This is a genomic window from Myxococcus dinghuensis (genome assembly GCF_024198235.1).
GTDB lineage: Bacteria > Myxococcota > Myxococcia > Myxococcales > Myxococcaceae > Myxococcus > Myxococcus dinghuensis.
On record NZ_JAKCFB010000034.1, the window covers coordinates 26,163 to 42,166 of the forward strand.

Annotated in this window: 15 protein-coding genes and 1 pseudogene; 9 read left to right on the top strand and 7 right to left on the bottom strand. The window is 72.0% G+C overall.

Going from position 1 to position 16,004, the window contains the following annotated elements:
• On the top strand, positions 1-603 hold the full coding sequence (locus LZ198_RS32265) for a hypothetical protein (protein ID WP_253975967.1): 603 nt from the start codon (positions 1-3) through the stop codon (positions 601-603).
• A gap of 71 nt (positions 604-674) precedes the next feature.
• Here the strand turns inward: LZ198_RS32265 and LZ198_RS32270 are convergent, their stop codons facing one another.
• The gene (locus LZ198_RS32270; protein ID WP_253975968.1) at positions 675-1,103 is read right to left on the bottom strand and encodes a DoxX family protein; all 429 of its coding nucleotides are present in this window, start codon (positions 1,101-1,103) and stop codon (positions 675-677) included.
• A 113-nt stretch (positions 1,104-1,216) separates the two neighbouring features.
• On the opposite strand from LZ198_RS32270, the gene LZ198_RS32275 reads away from it, so the two are divergent.
• Positions 1,217-1,630, top strand: a complete 414-nt coding sequence (locus LZ198_RS32275) for a winged helix-turn-helix transcriptional regulator (RefSeq protein ID WP_253975969.1) — start codon at positions 1,217-1,219, stop codon at positions 1,628-1,630.
• 11 nt (positions 1,631-1,641) lie between these two features.
• Here the strand turns inward: LZ198_RS32275 and radA are convergent, their stop codons facing one another.
• Positions 1,642-3,003: a DNA repair protein RadA gene (gene radA, locus LZ198_RS32280; RefSeq protein ID WP_253975970.1), complete on the bottom strand. Its 1,362-nt coding sequence runs from the start codon at positions 3,001-3,003 to the stop codon at positions 1,642-1,644.
• Positions 3,004-3,227: 224 nt separating this feature from the next.
• Here radA and LZ198_RS32285 point away from each other — a divergent pair, with 224 nt between their 5' ends.
• The 6 genes from LZ198_RS32285 to LZ198_RS32310 all read left to right on the top strand — a co-directional run bounded on the left by LZ198_RS32285 (position 3,228) and on the right by LZ198_RS32310 (position 8,184).
• Entirely contained in the window at positions 3,228-3,494 is a 267-nt protein-coding gene (locus tag LZ198_RS32285) for a GlsB/YeaQ/YmgE family stress response membrane protein (RefSeq protein WP_253975971.1), read from the top strand.
• A gap of 154 nt (positions 3,495-3,648) precedes the next feature.
• Positions 3,649-4,680, top strand: a complete 1,032-nt coding sequence (gene bioB, locus LZ198_RS32290; protein WP_253975972.1) for a biotin synthase BioB — start codon at positions 3,649-3,651, stop codon at positions 4,678-4,680.
• A gap of 19 nt (positions 4,681-4,699) precedes the next feature.
• Positions 4,700-5,908 (top strand): 8-amino-7-oxononanoate synthase, encoded by a 1,209-nt coding sequence (gene bioF, locus LZ198_RS32295; protein WP_407667482.1) that lies wholly within the window; start codon positions 4,700-4,702, stop codon positions 5,906-5,908.
• On the top strand, positions 5,901-6,581 hold the full coding sequence (bioD, locus tag LZ198_RS32300) for a dethiobiotin synthase (RefSeq protein WP_253975973.1): 681 nt from the start codon (positions 5,901-5,903) through the stop codon (positions 6,579-6,581). Before bioF ends, bioD begins: the two co-directional genes overlap by 8 nt.
• A gap of 131 nt (positions 6,582-6,712) precedes the next feature.
• Complete coding sequence (locus LZ198_RS32305) at positions 6,713-6,991, top strand: hypothetical protein (protein ID WP_253975974.1); 279 nt, start codon at positions 6,713-6,715, stop codon at positions 6,989-6,991.
• Positions 6,988-8,184 (top strand): pyridoxal phosphate-dependent aminotransferase, encoded by a 1,197-nt coding sequence (locus LZ198_RS32310; RefSeq protein ID WP_253975975.1) that lies wholly within the window; start codon positions 6,988-6,990, stop codon positions 8,182-8,184. The genes LZ198_RS32305 and LZ198_RS32310 overlap by 4 nt, the downstream gene beginning before the upstream one ends.
• 27 nt (positions 8,185-8,211) lie before the next feature.
• Here the strand turns inward: LZ198_RS32310 and LZ198_RS32315 are convergent, their stop codons facing one another.
• From LZ198_RS32315 to LZ198_RS32325, 3 genes are all read right to left on the bottom strand, one after another.
• On the bottom strand, positions 8,212-9,654 hold the full coding sequence (locus LZ198_RS32315; RefSeq protein ID WP_253975976.1) for an ABC transporter substrate-binding protein: 1,443 nt from the start codon (positions 9,652-9,654) through the stop codon (positions 8,212-8,214).
• A complete protein-coding gene (locus LZ198_RS32320) occupies positions 9,654-10,472 on the bottom strand; it encodes a hypothetical protein (RefSeq protein WP_253975977.1) in 819 nt (272 codons plus the stop codon). The genes LZ198_RS32315 and LZ198_RS32320 overlap by 1 nt, the downstream gene beginning before the upstream one ends.
• 143 nt (positions 10,473-10,615) lie before the next feature.
• Positions 10,616-12,409 carry a phosphoenolpyruvate carboxykinase (GTP) gene (locus LZ198_RS32325; RefSeq protein ID WP_253975978.1) on the bottom strand — a complete coding sequence of 598 codons (1,794 nt, stop codon included), beginning with the start codon at positions 12,407-12,409 and terminating at the stop codon, positions 10,616-10,618.
• 260 nt (positions 12,410-12,669) lie between these two features.
• On the opposite strand from LZ198_RS32325, the pseudogene LZ198_RS32330 reads away from it, so the two are divergent.
• A pseudogene (locus tag LZ198_RS32330) lies at positions 12,670-14,484 on the top strand (SLC13 family permease); the annotation flags it as partial.
• On the opposite strand, the gene miaE reads toward LZ198_RS32330, so the two are convergent.
• Both miaE and LZ198_RS32340 read right to left on the bottom strand, forming a co-directional pair.
• Positions 14,485-15,111, bottom strand: coding sequence for a tRNA-(ms[2]io[6]A)-hydroxylase (gene miaE / locus LZ198_RS32335; RefSeq protein ID WP_323383120.1), 627 nt, complete (start codon positions 15,109-15,111; stop codon positions 14,485-14,487).
• A gap of 42 nt (positions 15,112-15,153) precedes the next feature.
• Positions 15,154-15,990, bottom strand: coding sequence for a GNAT family N-acetyltransferase (locus LZ198_RS32340; RefSeq protein WP_253975980.1), 837 nt, complete (start codon positions 15,988-15,990; stop codon positions 15,154-15,156).
• Between the last annotated feature and the right edge of the window lie 14 nt (positions 15,991-16,004).

Consider the following 16,004-nt stretch of genomic DNA (forward strand, 5'->3'; position numbering starts at 1 on the left):
ATGAGCCAGTCGTCCCAGTTCCCCATCGAGCCCGGCGTCACCGTGACGGGCGCCAGCGTCTACTCCATCGTGGAGGCCATCCAGTCCTTCTCCGTCCTGGTCGACGCGCTGCTGGACGTGATGAAGGTCGTGCCCCGCGCGGACGGCACGCGCACCATCGACCAGAGCCACTGGTACCCCATCGAGGACTACCTGTTGGCGTACAAGAAGATCGACACCCTGCTGGGCGGCCGTGGCCTGGAGAAGGTGGGGTCGATGATTCCGAAGAACGCGGTGTTCCCGCCCAACGTCGCGGACATCCACGCCGCGCTCGGCTCCATCGACGTGGCCTTCCACATGAACCACCGGAAGCACGGCAAGGAGATGTTCAACCCGGCCACCGGGGAGATGGTGGAGGGCATCGGTCACTACTCCTACACGCCCACCGCCGGGAAGAAGGAGGGCGTCCTGGTGGCGGCCAACCCGTACCCGTGCCGGTTCGACCAGGGCCTCATCAAGGGCATGGCGCAGCGCTTCGCGCCGGACGCCGCCGTGACCCATGACCCGGCCCACGGCTGCCGTCAGAAGGGCGGCGGCTCCTGCACCTACGTCATCACCTGGTAGTCCTCCCGCCGCGCGCATCGCGCCCCCGCCGAGCCGCACGGGGCGCGATGTGCCGCGACGGAGGGCGTCCGTCAGCGCAGCTTGCGCAGCGGCAGCAGCGCGCGCAGGCGCGGGTCGCGCAGGAACAGGCTGCCCCAGGCGAGCACGCCCAGGAGGACGGGGAACACGAAGCTGTCGCCCTGGCGCACGTGCGTCTCCGTGGCGCCGCCCAGGTAGCCGGTGACCAGGATGGCGCCGAGCACCGCCGTCTGGGGGATGGCGAAGAGCACCGCGGAGACGACCTCCGCCACGCCGATGCCGATGATGGTCGAGGACGAGAAGCCGCCCTTCTGCATGCCCTCCAGCACCTGGGGCGACAGGGTGAGCTTCATCGACGCGCTGAAGCCCAGCATGGCCACGACGACGAACGCGAAGACGCGGCCCACCCACAGCATCCAGGGCTTGGGGGCGGCGGGGGACTGCTCCACGGGGAGCGAGGCGGGGGACGGGGAGGCCGACATGGGGGGCACCTGCGGGGGCTGCGATGGGGTGGGTTCTGCGGGGGTCCTCGGTTACAACCCGGAACCGGCGCACCTGTAACGAGCTGGTGCCGCGCGCACAAGGAGGCACACCCATGACACCAGCCCTCAGCCGGGTCCCCTCCGCCACGTCCGAGTCCTGTCTGGCCGTGCGGGACGTGCTGGACCGGGTGGGAGACACCTGGAGCGTCAACGTGGTGGGCCACCTGGGGGCGGGCCCCCGGCGCTTCAACGACCTGAGGCGCTCCATCGAGGGCATCAGCCAGCGCATGCTCACCCTCACCCTGCGGGGGCTGGAGCGGGACGGGCTGGTGAGCCGCACCGTCCACGCCACGCTCCCGCCCCAGGTGGAGTACGCGCTGACGCCGCTGGGCCAGACGCTGCTGGAGCCCGTCAGCGCCCTGTTCCAGTGGGCATCGCGCCACCGCCCGGCCATCCAGGAGGCGCGCCGGCGCTACGACGCGCGCACCCCGGCCGAGCCGGCGACGGCCGACAAGCGGGCCCGGTAGGCCCGCCCGCCTCAGTCGAACATCGCGGCGAGGGCCTCGCCCAGGGTCTCCACGCCCACCACGCGCAGCTTCGTGGCCTCCATGCGCCGGGCGCTGCCCGCGGGCATCACCACGCGCTGGAAGCCCATCTTCGCGGCCTCCGCCAGCCGGGGCTCCACCTGGCCCACCGCGCGCACCTCGCCCGCGAGGCCCACCTCGCCCAGCACCAGCGTGTGCGGGTCCAACGGGCGGTTCTGGAGGCTGCTCACCAGCGCCGCGCAGACGGCCAGGTCGCAGGCGGGCTCGTTGAGCTGCATGCCGCCCGCCACGTTGACGAACAGGTCGCAGCCCACCAGCGGAATCTCCTCCTTCTTCTCCAGCACCGCGGCCAGCAGCGCCACGCGGTTGCCGTCCACGCCGATGGCGGTGCGCCGCGCGGTGCCGTAGCCGGTGGGCGCCACCAGCGCCTGCACCTCCACCAGCAGGGGGCGGGTGCCGTTGAGGGTGCTGGTGACGACGCTGCCGGACTTGCCCACCGGGCGCTCGGACAGGAAGAGGGCGGAGGGGTCCGTGACCTCCACCAGCCCCGCGCCCTTCATCTCGAAGACGCCGATTTCATTGGTGGAGCCGAAGCGGTTCTTGTGCGCGCGGAGGATGCGGAAGGGGTGGCCGCGCTCGCCCTCGAAGTAGAGGACGGTGTCCACCATGTGCTCGAGCACGCGCGGGCCCGCGATGGAGCCCTCCTTCGTGACGTGGCCCACGATGAAGGTGGGCACGCCCGTGCGCTTGGCGTACGCCATCATCCGCCCGGCCACCTCGCGCACCTGGGTGATGCTGCCCGGCGCGTTGCCCAGCTCCGGCAGGTACATGGTCTGGATGGAGTCCACCACCAGCGCCTGGGGCTTGAGCGCCTCCGCCGCGGCCAGCACCCGCTCCGCGTCCGTCTCCGCGAACAGGTGGATGGCGTCCGCCTCCACGCGCAGCCGCTCCGCCCGCATCTTCGTCTGCCGCAGGCTCTCCTCGCCGGAGACGTAGAGCACCGGCCCGTGCCGCGCCAGCCGGTCCAGCGCCGCCAGCAGCAGCGTGGACTTGCCGATGCCCGGGTCGCCGCCCAGCAGCACCACGCTGCCGGCCACCACGCCGCCGCCCAGCACCCGGTCGAACTCCGCGATGCCCGTGCGCCGCCGCGCCTCCGCGTCGCCGCTGACGTCCCTGAGCAGCGTGGGCTTCGCCGCGCCCCCGGACGCGCCCCACGCCGGGCGCTTCTCGTCGTCCTTCGCCCCCGCCTCCTCCAGCAGCGAGCTCCACGCCCCGCAGTCCGGGCACTTCCCCAGCCACTTCGCCGTCTGGTACCCGCACGCCTGGCAGGTGTAGTGCGTCTTCGCCTTCGCCATGGGTCGGGTGTGTATCGCGGAACCCTGACGTCGCGGCGCCTGGTCGCGAAGGGATGTCCGCAGGGCAGGCAGGCTGGGTGTCAACCCCCGGGGCGTCGAGTTGTACGCCGGGGTGGGGGGACCCAGCTTCATTCCCACGGGCGGCACGGCGGCGTGCCGCCTCCCGCACCAGACAGGTGGGCGCCGCGTCGGGCGTCCGCCCCAACACTCACAGTGAGGTCGTCATGGGTATCATCGCCTTCCTCGTCATTGGCCTTCTCGCGGGTCTGCTGGCGCGCGCCATCATGCCGGGCAACCAGTCCATGGGGCTGCTGGCCACCACGCTCCTGGGCATCGTCGGCTCGTTCGTGGGCGGCTTCATCGGGTCGCTGCTCAGCAGCAACGGCCGCGTCTTCGACCTGCAGCCGTCCGGTCTGCTGTTCTCCGTGCTCGGCGCCCTCCTCGTCCTCTTCCTGGTCGGCTTCGCGGGCCGGCGCCGCGTCCACGTCTGACGCGCCGTTCCCCTCCTGACTCCGGGCGGGCGCCCACGGGGCGCCGCCGGGCCTTCCGCCGGGCGGTGGGAAGTCGTCAACCTGTTCGCGCGACAGCGTTGACAACTTCCCGCCGCCCGCGCACCTTGGCGCTCCCGAGTCTCCCGAGGAGCCCATGTCCGACACCGCCTCCAGTGAGTCCTTCCACGGCCACGCGCACCACGCCTCGCCTCCGCCCGCGGGCGTCGAGGTCCGGCACGACTGGGCGCTGGCGGAGGTCCGCGCGCTCTACGGGATGCCGCTGCTGGACCTGGTGCACCGCGCGCAGACGGTCCACCGCGCCGTGTTCCAGGACAACAAGGTGCAGTTGTGCTCGCTGCTCTCCATCAAGACGGGGGGCTGTTCGGAGGACTGCGCGTACTGCCCGCAGGCGGCCCGCTACAAGACGGGCGTGAAGGCGGAGAAGCTGATGGCGGTGGCGGACGTGCTGTCCGCGGCGTCCAAGGCCCGCTCGGCGGGGGCCACGCGCTTCTGCATGGGCGCGGCGTGGCGCGAGGTGAAGGACGGGCCGCAGTTCGACAGCGTGCTGGAGATGGTGCGCGGGGTGCGCGCGCTGGGCATGGAGGCGTGCGCCACGCTGGGCATGCTGACGGAGGGCCAGGCGAAGCGGCTGAAGGAGGCCGGCCTGGACGCGTACAACCACAACCTGGACACGTCCCCGGAGCACTACGGCGACATCATCTCCACGCGCCTGTACGAGGACCGGCTGCGCACGTTGGACCGCGTGCGCGGCGCGGGCATCTCCGTGTGCTGCGGCGGCATCATCGGCCTGGGCGAGTCCGTGGACGACCGGTGCAACCTGCTGCGCACGCTGGCCAACCAGGACCACCACCCGGAGTCGGTGCCCATCAACGCGCTGGTCGCCGTGGAGGGCACGCCGCTGGAGGACCAGCCCCGCGTGGAGACGGTGGACATGGTGCGCACCATCGCCACCGCGCGCATCCTCATGCCCCAGTCCATGGTGCGCCTGTCCGCGGGCCGCCAGCAGATGAACGAGGAGGCGCAGCTGCTGTGCATGATGGCGGGCGCCAACTCGCTCTTCTTCGGGGAGAAGCTGCTGACCACCGGCAACCCGGAGTACACCCAGGACATGGCGCTGTTGGAGAAGGCCGGCATCCGCCCGCTGGAGCCCCGGCGGGAGCGGTAGGGAGTCCATCGTGAGCGAGGTGACGGAGGCGGGAGCGCCCCCGCCGGGAACGCCGGAGGGGCGCGTCGCCTCCGGCTGGGCCGCGGAGGAGCTGGCCGCGCTGCAGGCGAGGGGCTTGCGCCGGTACCTGGAGCCGCTCGACTCGCCGCAGGGCCCGGTGGTGCGCATCGGCGGCGAGACGCTCGTCAACTTCTCGTCCAACGACTACCTGGGGCTGGCGGCGTCCGCGCCCGTGCTCGCCGCCGCCGTGGCCGCGGTGGAGCGTCACGGGCTGGGCTCCGGCGCCAGCCGGCTGGTGGTGGGCGACACGACGGCGCACCACCGGCTGGAGGCGCGGCTGGCGGCCTTCGAGCGCGCGGAGGCGGTGCTGCTGTTCAACAGCGGCTACGCGGCCAACACCGGCGTCATCCCCGCGCTGGTGGGCGCCGGCGACGCCGTCTTCTCCGACGCGCTCAACCACGCCTCGCTGGTGGACGGCTGCCGCCTGTCGCGCGCGCGCGTCGTCGTCTACCCGCACGCGGACGTGGAGACGCTCGCGCTCGAGCTCGAGCGCACGCCCGCGCGGCGCAAGCTGGTCGTCACGGACACGGTGTTCTCCATGGACGGGGACGTGGCGCCGCTCGGGGCCATCGTCGACGTGTGCCGGGCGCACGGGGCCGCGCTGATGGTGGACGAGGCCCACGCCACGGGCGTGCTGGGCCCGCGCGGCGCGGGGCTGTGCGAGGAGCTGGGGCTGGAGGCGCGGGTGGACGTGCGCATGGGCACGCTGAGCAAGGCGCTGGGCGGCCTGGGCGCGTACGTGGCCACGTCGCGGGCGGTGGCGGACCTGCTGGTCAGCCGGGCGCGGCCGTTCGTGTTCTCCACGGCGCTGCCGGCGGCGGTGTGCGCGGCGGCGGAGGCCGCGGTGGACGCGGTGGAGCGGGACGTGGAGCTGCGCGAGCGACTGTGGCGCAACATCCGCCGCTTCGCGCGGGGGCTCCAGGCGCTGGGCCTGCGCGCGGAGGCCCGCAGCGCGGTGTTCCCCGTGGTGCTCGGCGAGCCCGAGCGGGCGCTGGAGGCCGCCGGGCGCCTGCGCGAGGCGGGGGTTTTGGTGAAGGCCATCCGCCCGCCCACCGTGCCGGAGGGCACCAGCCGGCTGCGCTTCTGCCTCTCCGCCGGCCACACCCTGGGACACGTGGACCTGGCGCTGGACGCGCTGTCCCGCGTGGGAGTGCATCGCCGTGACTGACTCCAGGCCCTTCCAGGTCTTCGTCACCGGCACCGACACGGGCGTGGGCAAGACGCAGGTGTCGCGCGCGCTCGTGTCGCTGCTGGCCGACGCGGGCCTGTCCCCCCAGGGCTTCAAGCCCTACGAGAGCGGCTGCCCGACCCTGAAGGCCCCGGCGGACGCGCTGGCGCTGCGGGAGGCGGCGCGCAGCACGCTGCCGCTGGACGTGCTGTGCCCGCACCGCTTCCGCGCGCCCGTGGCGCCGGGGGTGGCCGCCGCGCGCCTGGGGCGGGAGCCGGACTTCCGCGTCACGCTGGCCGCCTGGGAGGAGTTGCGCCACGGCCCGGTGGTGGTGGAGGGGGCGGGCGGGCTGTTCGTGCCCCTGGACTCGCGGCGCGACGTCATCGACCTCATCCAGGCGCTGCGGCTGCCGGTGGTGCTGGTGGCGCGCGCGGGCCTGGGGACCCTCAACCACACGGCGCTGTCGCTGGAGGCGCTCGCCGCGCGCCGCATCCCCGTGAAGGCCGTGGTGCTCTCTCGCGGCGTGCCCCAGAAGGACGCGTCCGAGCGCGACAACCGCGCGCGGCTGGAGGCGCGGCACGGCGTGCGGGTGCTCGGGCCGGTGCCGTTCGAGGCCGACGCGCGCCGCCGCCACGCCGCGTTCCGGCGGGCCCTGCGCCCTCTGGTGCCGTGAGCGCTGAGGCCGGAAATTCGGCCTCCGGCGCGTTCGCGGCGCAGGGCGGGTGCTACAGGTCGCGCAAGTTTTCGGGTGTCGCGGCCGTGAAATGGACGGGCCGATTTTTCCGCGCGAGAAAGCCGTCACGAATGGCGGACATCATCGACCTCACGTTCCTCGCGGACGTCCGACGCTTCTTCAACAAGCTCATCGATCAGAGGGGGCTGTCCTACTTCCTGCAGAAGGAAGGGGCCCGGCTTTTCCACATCGAGCCGTCCAAGGTGGAGCTTGTGTTGCGGACGGCCCTGCGTGCCCGTAACCCCGAGCTGCCCCGACCCCACGAGCAGGCCATCGAGCACTGTCGTCGGGAGGTGCGCCGCGAGCTCATCCGCCGCGTCGCCAACGCCATGCTGCAGACGGGGCTGTGAGCCGCTTCTCCCCGCGCTCCGACTTCTCCCGCACGCCCAACGCTCTGGCGGAGGCGCTCACCCGGCGCCGCGCCAGCCAGCTCCCCCTGCTGGACCTCACCGACTCCAACCCCACCCGCGTGGGGCTCCCCTCTCCGGACGTCGGCCTCCTCCGGACTCCTGGCGCCATGGGCTATGCGCCAGAGCCCGCGGGGCTGTCCTCCGCCCGCGAGGCGCTCGCCGCCCACCTCTCCCGGCGCGGCGGGGCCCTGCTCCCGGAGCACCTGGTGCTGTCGGCCAGCACCAGCGAGGCCTACGGGTGGCTCTTCAAGCTCCTGTGCGAGCCCGGGGACGACGTCCTCGTCCCCGCCCCCTGCTACCCCCTCTTCGAGCACCTGGCGCGCCTGGAGGGTGTCCAGACGCGTCCCTATCGCCTCCCGCTCGCGCATGGCTTCGGCCTGGACGTGGCGGAGGTGGAGGCCACGCTCGGCCCGCGCACCCGCGCCGTGCTGGTGGTGAACCCCGGCAACCCCACCGGCCACTTCCTGCACGAGGGTGAGCTCGCGGCGCTCGCGGACGTGTGCGCGCGGCGCGAGGTGGCGCTCGTCGTCGACGAGGTGTTCTCCGACTTCCCCTGGGACGTGGAGGAGGGGCGGGTGGACACGGTGGCGGGGCGCGCGCTGCCCGCGCTCACCTTCACCCTCTCCGGCCTCTCCAAGGTGGTGGGGCTGCCCGGCCTGAAGCTGGGCTGGACGCACGTGGGCGGACCGGCCGCGGCGCGCGACGAGGCCCTGGCGCGCCTGGAGTGGGTGGCGGACGCGTACCTGTCCGTGGGCACGCCGGTGCAACTGGCGCTGCCGTCGCTCCTCGCGCACGCGGCGGACTTCCAGGCGGCGGCGGTGGCGCGCGTGCGGGAGAACAGAAAGCGCCTGTCGGCCGCGCGTCCCGCGGGCGCGTGCTGGGACGTGGTGCCGGCGCACGGCGGGTGGAGCACGGTGCTGCGGATTCCGAGGGAGCCGGGTGAGGAGGCGACGTGCCTGGCGCTGCTCGACGCGGGCGTGCTCGTCCAACCGGGCTACTTCTACGACTTCACGGGTGGCGCGTTCCTGGTGCTGTCGCTGCTGACGCCACCCGGAGACTTCGCCGCCGCCCTGGCGCCGCTCACGCGGGTGCTCGGGGCGGCGGGGGAGGGCGGCCCGGGCCCCTCCGTGTGACGGGAGGCCCGGGTGCGCGCGAGGACGTCAGTCCTCCGTCGGGGTGATGAGCTCCACCGTCTTGAACGCACCACCCTCGATGCGGAACAGCTCGTACTCGGACGGGGCCTCGCCGTTGGCGTCGAAGTCCAGCTCGCCGCTGGCGCCCCGCACGTTGATGTACTTGCCGGCGCTGATCTCACCCCGGGCCTGGGAGAAGCCCGCGATGCCCAGCGCGAAGATGGTGGCCGCCTCGCCCTCCGGCGGCGTCACGTGCGCCAGGCCCTTGGCGATGCCCGCGCCGTCGATGGTCCGGGGCGCGTTGGCGTCCGGTCCCGCCGCGTACGCGGCACCGAGCGCCACCAGGTACATGGCGTCGTACGCGTGAGCGGTGAAGGAGTACTGGCCGGGGTCCGTGTTGTTGTAGGTGGACCGGAAGCGCTGGTTGAACGTGTTGTACACCGGGTCGCCAGGGCGGGCCTGCGCGGGCGCGGTGCCGTAGGCTCCCTCCACCAGCGGGCTGTTGGTCTTCAGCGTGGTGATGAGGGTCGGGTCCTTGCTGGCGTCGGTGAAGAACCACTTCTGGGTGGTGTTCCCGCGCGAGGCCACCTGCTCGATGAGCCGCGCGTTGTCCTCGGAGAAGCCCGCCAGCACGCCCACGCTCGGCGGCGCCCCCGTCTGCGGGACGAAGAGATCCCGCGCGGAGGAGATGTCGCCGTTGCGCGGGTACTTCGCGGAGGTCACCGTGCGGTCGGTCCCGATGCGGGTGAGGAGCTGGTCGAAGAGGCCCTGGCCGTAGACGTCGTCCACGTACGCGATGCCCACCGACGTCGCCGTCGCGTAGGGGCGCGAGGTGTCCGCCAGCGGCCGGGCGTTGCGCACCAGGTCGCCGATGATGCGGCCCTGCAGCGTGTCCGAGGGCGCCGTGCGCCACACCGTGCCCACGGTGGGGTCGTCCGGCAGCTTGTCGCTCAGGTTGGCGATGTCCGGGCTGGTCGCCGTATGGGAGATGAGCAGCACCTTGGCCTTGATGGTCTCGCTGCTGATGGCCACCGTCTGGCCGCTGCCGGACGAGAAGATGGCGGGCACCTTCTTGTCGTTCACCAGCCACGCGGCCTGCGTGCGCGCGCGGTCCGGGTTGGAGGCCGTGTCACAGATGAGCAGGTTGAACAGCCGTCCGCCCACGCCCTGGCGGTCGTTGATCTCGCTCAGGGCCATCTTGATGGCGTTGAGCGCCTGCTCCTCCGACGCGTCCTGCCCGGCGGACGTCGACAGCGGCAGCGCCGCGCCCAGGACGATGGGGTTGCTCGCCGTGGGGCCGTAGACCTCGCCGCAGCCCTCCGGCTGGGGCAGGCAGTAGCCCTGCGTACAGACCTGGTTGGAGCTGCAGTCGGAGCTGGTCTCACACTCGGTGAGCCCGCCCGCGGTGGTGAAGCTGCAGCCGGTCATCGTCAGCACCGCGCAGCACGTCAGGAATCCGAGCGTTTTCATCAGAAGCTCACCTCGGCGCCGGCGCCCACGCCACGCGGAGCCAGCGTCATTCGGACCTCGCCCTCCACCGGGGGGCCGTCCTTGGGATAGAGGATGATGGCGGTGATGGCGCCGGCCAGGCCCACGCCGAAGCCGATGTCCGCGAGCAGCGCCTTGCTCTTCGTGTCGTCGGAGAAGGACTGCTTGGTCTCCAGCGTCGTCGCCGCGTCGAACTTGTCGCGCGAGTCCTTGGCCTGCATGCCGAAGAGGATGCCGGCGCCCACGCCCAGCACGCCCACGCCGCCGACGGCGAAGGCCGCGATGCGCTGCGTCTTGTAGGACTTGAGCGCGCGGTCGAACTCGGCCTTCTTCTGCCGCTGGTTCTCCTCCTCGGCGCGCCGCGTGGCCAGCTGCTCCTCGTCCGCGCGCTTCTTCGCGACCTCGGCCTCCTCCTGGAGCTTCTGCTTCTCCGCGTCCGCGCTGGCCTGGGCCTGCGTCTCCTTGTCCAGGAGCAGCCGCAGCTTGTCGATGCTGCGCGCGCTGCGCTTGAGCAGCGTCGGGTCCGTGCCCTCCGTGGCGCCGACGTACTGTTGATACCAGGACAGCGCCTCGCGCAGGTCGCCCGCGTTCTCCAGCGCCACCGCGATGTTGAAGATGAGCCGCGGGTTGGGCTGGGCCTCGTGGGCCTTCTTCAGCACGTCCGCGGACTCCCGGAACTTGCCCGCCTGGTACAGCCGCTCGCCCTCCTTGATGAGGGCCTGTGGATTCTTGGCGCGCTGGGCGAGCGCCACCTGGGGCGACAGCACGAGTGCCGCCGACAAAACGAGGACCAGTCTCATGGTGGACGGAGACTAGCGCGGAGCCGGCCGTGTGGCGAAGAGGGCCACCTCACTCCTCGTGAACGGCGTCGGGGCCGCCTCCCACCCGGCGCGCGGGTGGGGCGACGGCCCCGACGGTGTTCCAGGCTGCTACAGCCGGTGGACTACCCGCCCAGCCGCGAAATCAGGAGCTTGCGCTGGAGCATCAGGGCCTCCGGGGCCTTGGTGCCCAGCTGCTCGAAGAAGACCTCCTGGCTCTTGAGCTCGCTCTTCCACTCGTCCTCCTTGATGGAGGTGGCCTCGGCCACGGCGTCCGCGGGGACGTCCAGGCCCTTGAGGTTGAGGCCCTCGTCCTGGCGCGGCACCCAGCCCAGCAGCGTCTCCTGCGTGGGGACGCGGCCGTGCACGCGGTTCACGATCCACTCGAGCACGCGCATGTTGTCGCCGAAGCCCGGCCACAGGAACTTGCCGTTCTTGTCCTGCCGGAACCAGTTCACCTGGAAGATCTTCGGGAGCTGGCCGATGGACTTCTGCATGTCCAGCCAGTGCTGGAGGTAGTCGCCCATGTGGTAGCCGCAGAAGGGCAGCATGGCCATGGGGTCGCGGCGCACCACGCCCACCTTGCCGGTGGCGGCGGCCGTCGTCTCACTGCCCATGGTGGCGCCCAGGAACACGCCGTGGGTCCAGTTGAAGGCCTGGATGACCAGCGGGACGGTGGTGGAGCGGCGACCGCCGAAGATGAGGGCGGAGATGGGCACGCCCATGGGGTCGTTGGCCTTGGGGCTGAGCACCGGGTTGTTGCTCATGGGCGCGGTGAAGCGGCTGTTGGGGTGCGCCGCCTTCTCCGCGCTGCCCTTCTTCCAGGGCCGGCCCTGCCAGTCCGTGAGCTCCTCGGGGACCTCGCCGTCCTTGCCCTCCCACCACACGTCGCCGTCCGGCGTCAGGGCCACGTTCGTGAAGAGCGTGTCCTTGGCGATGGTCTCCATCGCGTTGGGGTTGGTCTTGTAGTTGGTGCCCGGCACCACGCCGAAGTAGCCGGCCTCCGGGTTGATGGCGTACAGCCGGCCATCCGGACCGGGGCGCATCCAGGCGATGTCGTCGCCCACCGTCTCGACCTTCCAGCCCTTGTACTCGGCCGGAGGGATCATCATCGCGAAGTTCGTCTTGCCGCACGCGGACGGGAAGGCGGCGGCGACGTAGGTCGTCTCACCCTTGGGGCTCGTCACGCCGAGGATGAGCATGTGCTCGGCGAGCCAGCCCTCCTCGCGGCCCAGGTAGCTGCCGATGCGCAGCGCGAGGCATTTCTTCCCGAGCAGCACGTTGCCGCCATATCCCGAGCCGAAGCTCCAGATGGTGTTGTCCTGCGGGAAGTGGCAGATGTAGCGGCGGTCCGGGTTGACGTCGCCGGTGCTGTGCAGGCCGCGGTTGAAGTCGTCGCTGTCGCCCAGCATGTCCAGGGCCTGCTTCCCCATGCGCGCCATGATGCGCATGTTGAGCACCACGTAGACGCTGTCGGTCAGCTCCACGCCGATCTTCGTGAAGGGGCTGCCGATGGGGCCCATGGCGTAGGGCACCACGTACATCGTCCGGCCCTTCATGCTGCCGGTGAACAGCTGCTCCAGCTTGGTGTACGCCTCCTCCGGCTCCATCCAGTTGTTGGTGGGGCCCGCGTCCGTCTTGTTCGGCGTGCAGATGAACGTGAGGTGCTCGACGCGCGCCACGTCGTTCGGGTTGGAGCGGTGCAGGTAGCAGCCCGGGCGCTTCTGCTGGTTGAGGGGGATGAGGATGCCCTCGTCCACCGCCTGCTGCGTCAGCCGCTTCTTCTCCTCCTCGGAACCGTCACACCAAACGATGCGGTCCGGCTGGGTCATCTGGGCCATCTGGGCGACCCAGGCCAGCAGCGTGGGGTTCTTGGTGGGGGCGTCCGTGCCCACCGCCGCCACTTGCGTCGAAGCCATGGAAGTATCCTCGTGTCGTCTCAAGGTAGGGATGTTCGAGTCCGCCAAGAAGGGCGAGCACCCTACCTGCGGGAAGGACGACAAAACTTCTGGAAGGGGCGTCCAAAAGCAACTGGCGTCCGGCAGTCAACCGGCCCTCCAGCCGGGGCGCTCCTAATTCCTCTTATCAGCGACCGGGCATCCAGTAGTTGACGGCGCGGTGCGGCAGGGGCTCACCCCATCCTCGGAGTGACAACAAGTTGGAGGCCCTCCGGGTTTCCATGACCATCGCCATCGTCCTGGGCATCGTCGTCGTCGCGTTGGTGCTGTTCTCCATCGACGCCATCCCCCTCGAAGTCGCGTCCTTGAGCATCGTGTGCCTCCTGGCGTTGACGGGCGTGTTGACGCCCGCGCGCGCGTTCGAGGGGTTCAGCAACGACACCGTCATCTTCATCTTCACGCTGTTGGCGATGACCCAGGGGCTCGCCGCCACGGGCGTGGTGCAGTGGGTGGGGCAGCGGCTGGCCTTCTTCGCGCGCTTCGGCCACCAGACGTTCGTGCTGGCGATGATGGTGTCGGTGGCGGCGTTCTCCGCGTTCATCTCCAACACGGTGACGACGGCGGCCTTCCTGCCGGTGGCGGTGGGGGCGGCGAACCGGGCGAAGGTGCCCACGAGCAAGGTGCTGCTGCCGCTGGCGTACGCGTCGATGCTGGGCGGCATGGTGCTCTTGTACGGCACGTCCACCAACCTGGTCATGTCCGCGGCGCTGGAGCGGCTGGGGCAGCGGGGCATCGGCGTGGTGGAGCTGGCGCCGGTGGGGTTGCCGGTGGTGGTGCTGGGCATCGTGCTGGTGGTGGCGCTGGGGCCGTGGCTCCTGCCCGCGCGGGAGGGCACGGAGGGCGCGGAGGCGTGGACGCTGCGCGACTACCTCACGGAGGCGGTGCTGCCGGAGGGCTCGCGCTACATCGGCAAGCCGCTGGCGGAGATTTCGGAGGGGCTGGGCGTGCGCGTCATCGGCCTGGTGTGTGACGGGCACGCGGTGTCGGCGGTGCCCACGCACGTGCTCACCGGCGAGGAGCGGCTGCTGGTGGAGGGCCCGCGCGAGGACATCCTGCGGGTGAAGGACCTGCGCGGCATCGAGCTGCGCCCGGACGTGCGGCTGTCGGACGCGGAGCTGCGCGACGAGGACACGGCGCTGGTGGAGGCGACGGTGCCGCCGGGCAGCCCGCTGGTGGGGCGGAGCCTGAAGGAGTCGCTGTTCCTGGAGCGCCACGGCCTGGTGGTCCTGGCGCTGCACCGCCACCCCGCCATCCGCCGCGTCACCAAGCTCCAGCTCCTGGGCCGCATCTTCGGCGAGCGGCGCATGTCGCTGCTGCCGCTGGCGGTGGGGGACGTGCTGCTCCTGCGCGGGCCGCGGGAGAAGGTGGCGGAGCTGGCGGAAGGGGGCACCCTGGTGGTGCTCGGCGGACACGACTACCAGCCGCCGCGCCACGGCAAGGCGCTGCTGGCGGTGGGGCTGTTCCTGGGCGCGCTGGGGGTGGGCTCGCTGGGGGTGTTGCCGCTGTCGGTGGCGGGGCTCACGGGCATGCTGGCGATGATCGCCACCGGCTGCGTGGACGCGCGCGTCGCGTTCCGCGTGGACTGGCGGGTGGTGGTGCTCATCGGGTCGATGATGGCGCTGGGGCTCGCCATGGAGGAGAGCGGGGCGGGGCGCTTCCTCGGCGAGCGCGTGGCGACGCTGGGCACCTACGGCGGCCCCCGCGCGGTGCTGGGGGTGCTGATGGTGCTGACCATCGTCCTGTCGGCGCCCATGAGCAACCAGGCCGCGGCGCTGGTGGTGCTGCCGGTGGCGCTCAACGCCGCCCAGCAACTGGGCGTGGACGCCCGGCCCTTCGCCATGGGCGTGACGCTGGCGGCCAGCTGCTCCTTCATCACCCCGCTGGAGCCCAGCTGCGTGCTCGTCTACGGCCCCGGCCACTACCGCTTCACGGACTTCTTCCGGCTGGGCACGCCGCTGACGGCCGCGCTGCTCGTCGTGCTGACGGTGATGGTGCCGTGGGTGTGGCCCTTCGAGGCGGGCCGGAAGCCGCGGCCCTCAGTGGATGGCGGCGCGCAGGCCCACGTCGTCGAGCACCCGCGCCTCGTGCGCGAGCAGCGTCTCCAGCCGCTCCCGCACCCGGGCCTCGTCGTCGCCGGAGGCGGTGACGGCCAGCCGGAAGAAGAGTGACTGGTGCCCGTCCTCGGACTGGGCCAGCTCCCCGTAGAAGCGGGCGAGCGCCGGGTCCGTGAGGCCCTCGGCCAGCAGGGACAGCCGCTCACAGGAGCGCGCCTCGATGATGGCGGCCACGAGCAGCCGGTCCACCCGCCGCTCCAGCGCCGGGGTGCGCACCAGCTTCTGGAGGCCCTGGGCGTACGGGTCCCCCGCGTCCTTCGTCAGCGTCAGGCCGCGCGCGGCCATCAGGTCCAGCACGCGGGCCAGGTGCGCGGACTCCTCGCGCGCCAGCCGCGCCATCTGCGCCGGCAGGTCCGGCAGGTCCGGGTACGCCTGGAGCATGGACAGGGCGTTGGCCGCGGCCTTCTTCTCGCAGTGGGCGTGGTCCACCAACACCGCGTCGAAGTGCTCGAGCGCCAGGGGCAGCCAGCGGGGGTCCGTGGCGCGGTGGAGGATGACGGGGCCCTCTCCGGAGAGGGGACGGCGGGACGGCGTGGGACGGCTGCTCATGGGCGGCGCGGACTGTAGGGCATTCCCGTCCGGGCCGGCGAACTACTCCACCAGCACCAGCCGCCACGTCCGGCCGGCCAGGTAGCCCACCTTGCGGGCGATGCGCGCGGTGCTCTCGTCGCGCTCGTCGATGCGCAGCGTGAGCCGGGGCAGCGACGACAGCAGGTGCCGGGAGATCTGCCCCAGGCACAGCAGGGCATGGCCCTTCCCGCGCTCGGCGGGGAGCGTGTACAGGCCCTCCAGCTCCGCGCCGTACTGGGAGCGGCTGCCGATGTCGACCTTGAACACCAGCGCGCCGTTCTCCTCCAGCACGTAGGTGCGGCGCTGGCGCACGCGCTGGACGACGCGCGCCTCGTACCCGCGCGGGTCCTCCGACAGCGGGTCGCGCTCCAGCGCCTCGCGCACGTAGCCCTGCGCCAGCGGCAGGAGCCGGGGCAGGTCCTCCTCGCGCGCCAGGCGCAGCAGCGGGTTGGTGAAGGGCCCCAGGTCGTCCGCGGACACGGCGAACAGCCGCTGCGTGCGCGACAGGCGGGGCTTGCCCGGGGACAGGCTGCGCAGGAGCGCGTCCACCGACGCCTTGTCGCCCACCGTGGCGCGCAGGCGCAGCGACGAGGCGAGCGCGTCCGCGATGACGCTGGTGGCGCTGGCGTCGCTGGCGCTGGGCACCACGAGCCCGCCCTCGCCGCCCACGAACACGGCCGCGGTGAGCGCCTTGTTGTCGAAGCGGCCGTAGTAGGCGAAGGGCACCCGCCCCCGGGCGTGGATGCCGAACTCCTCCAGCAGGCCCAGCAGGTAGAGGTTGTGGACCGGGTCCTTCGCAAGCAACGCCCGCAGGGCATCCGCGTCCTGAGGGCCAAGCTGTTCGACGGAGACGGGCATGAACGGTGGGGGGC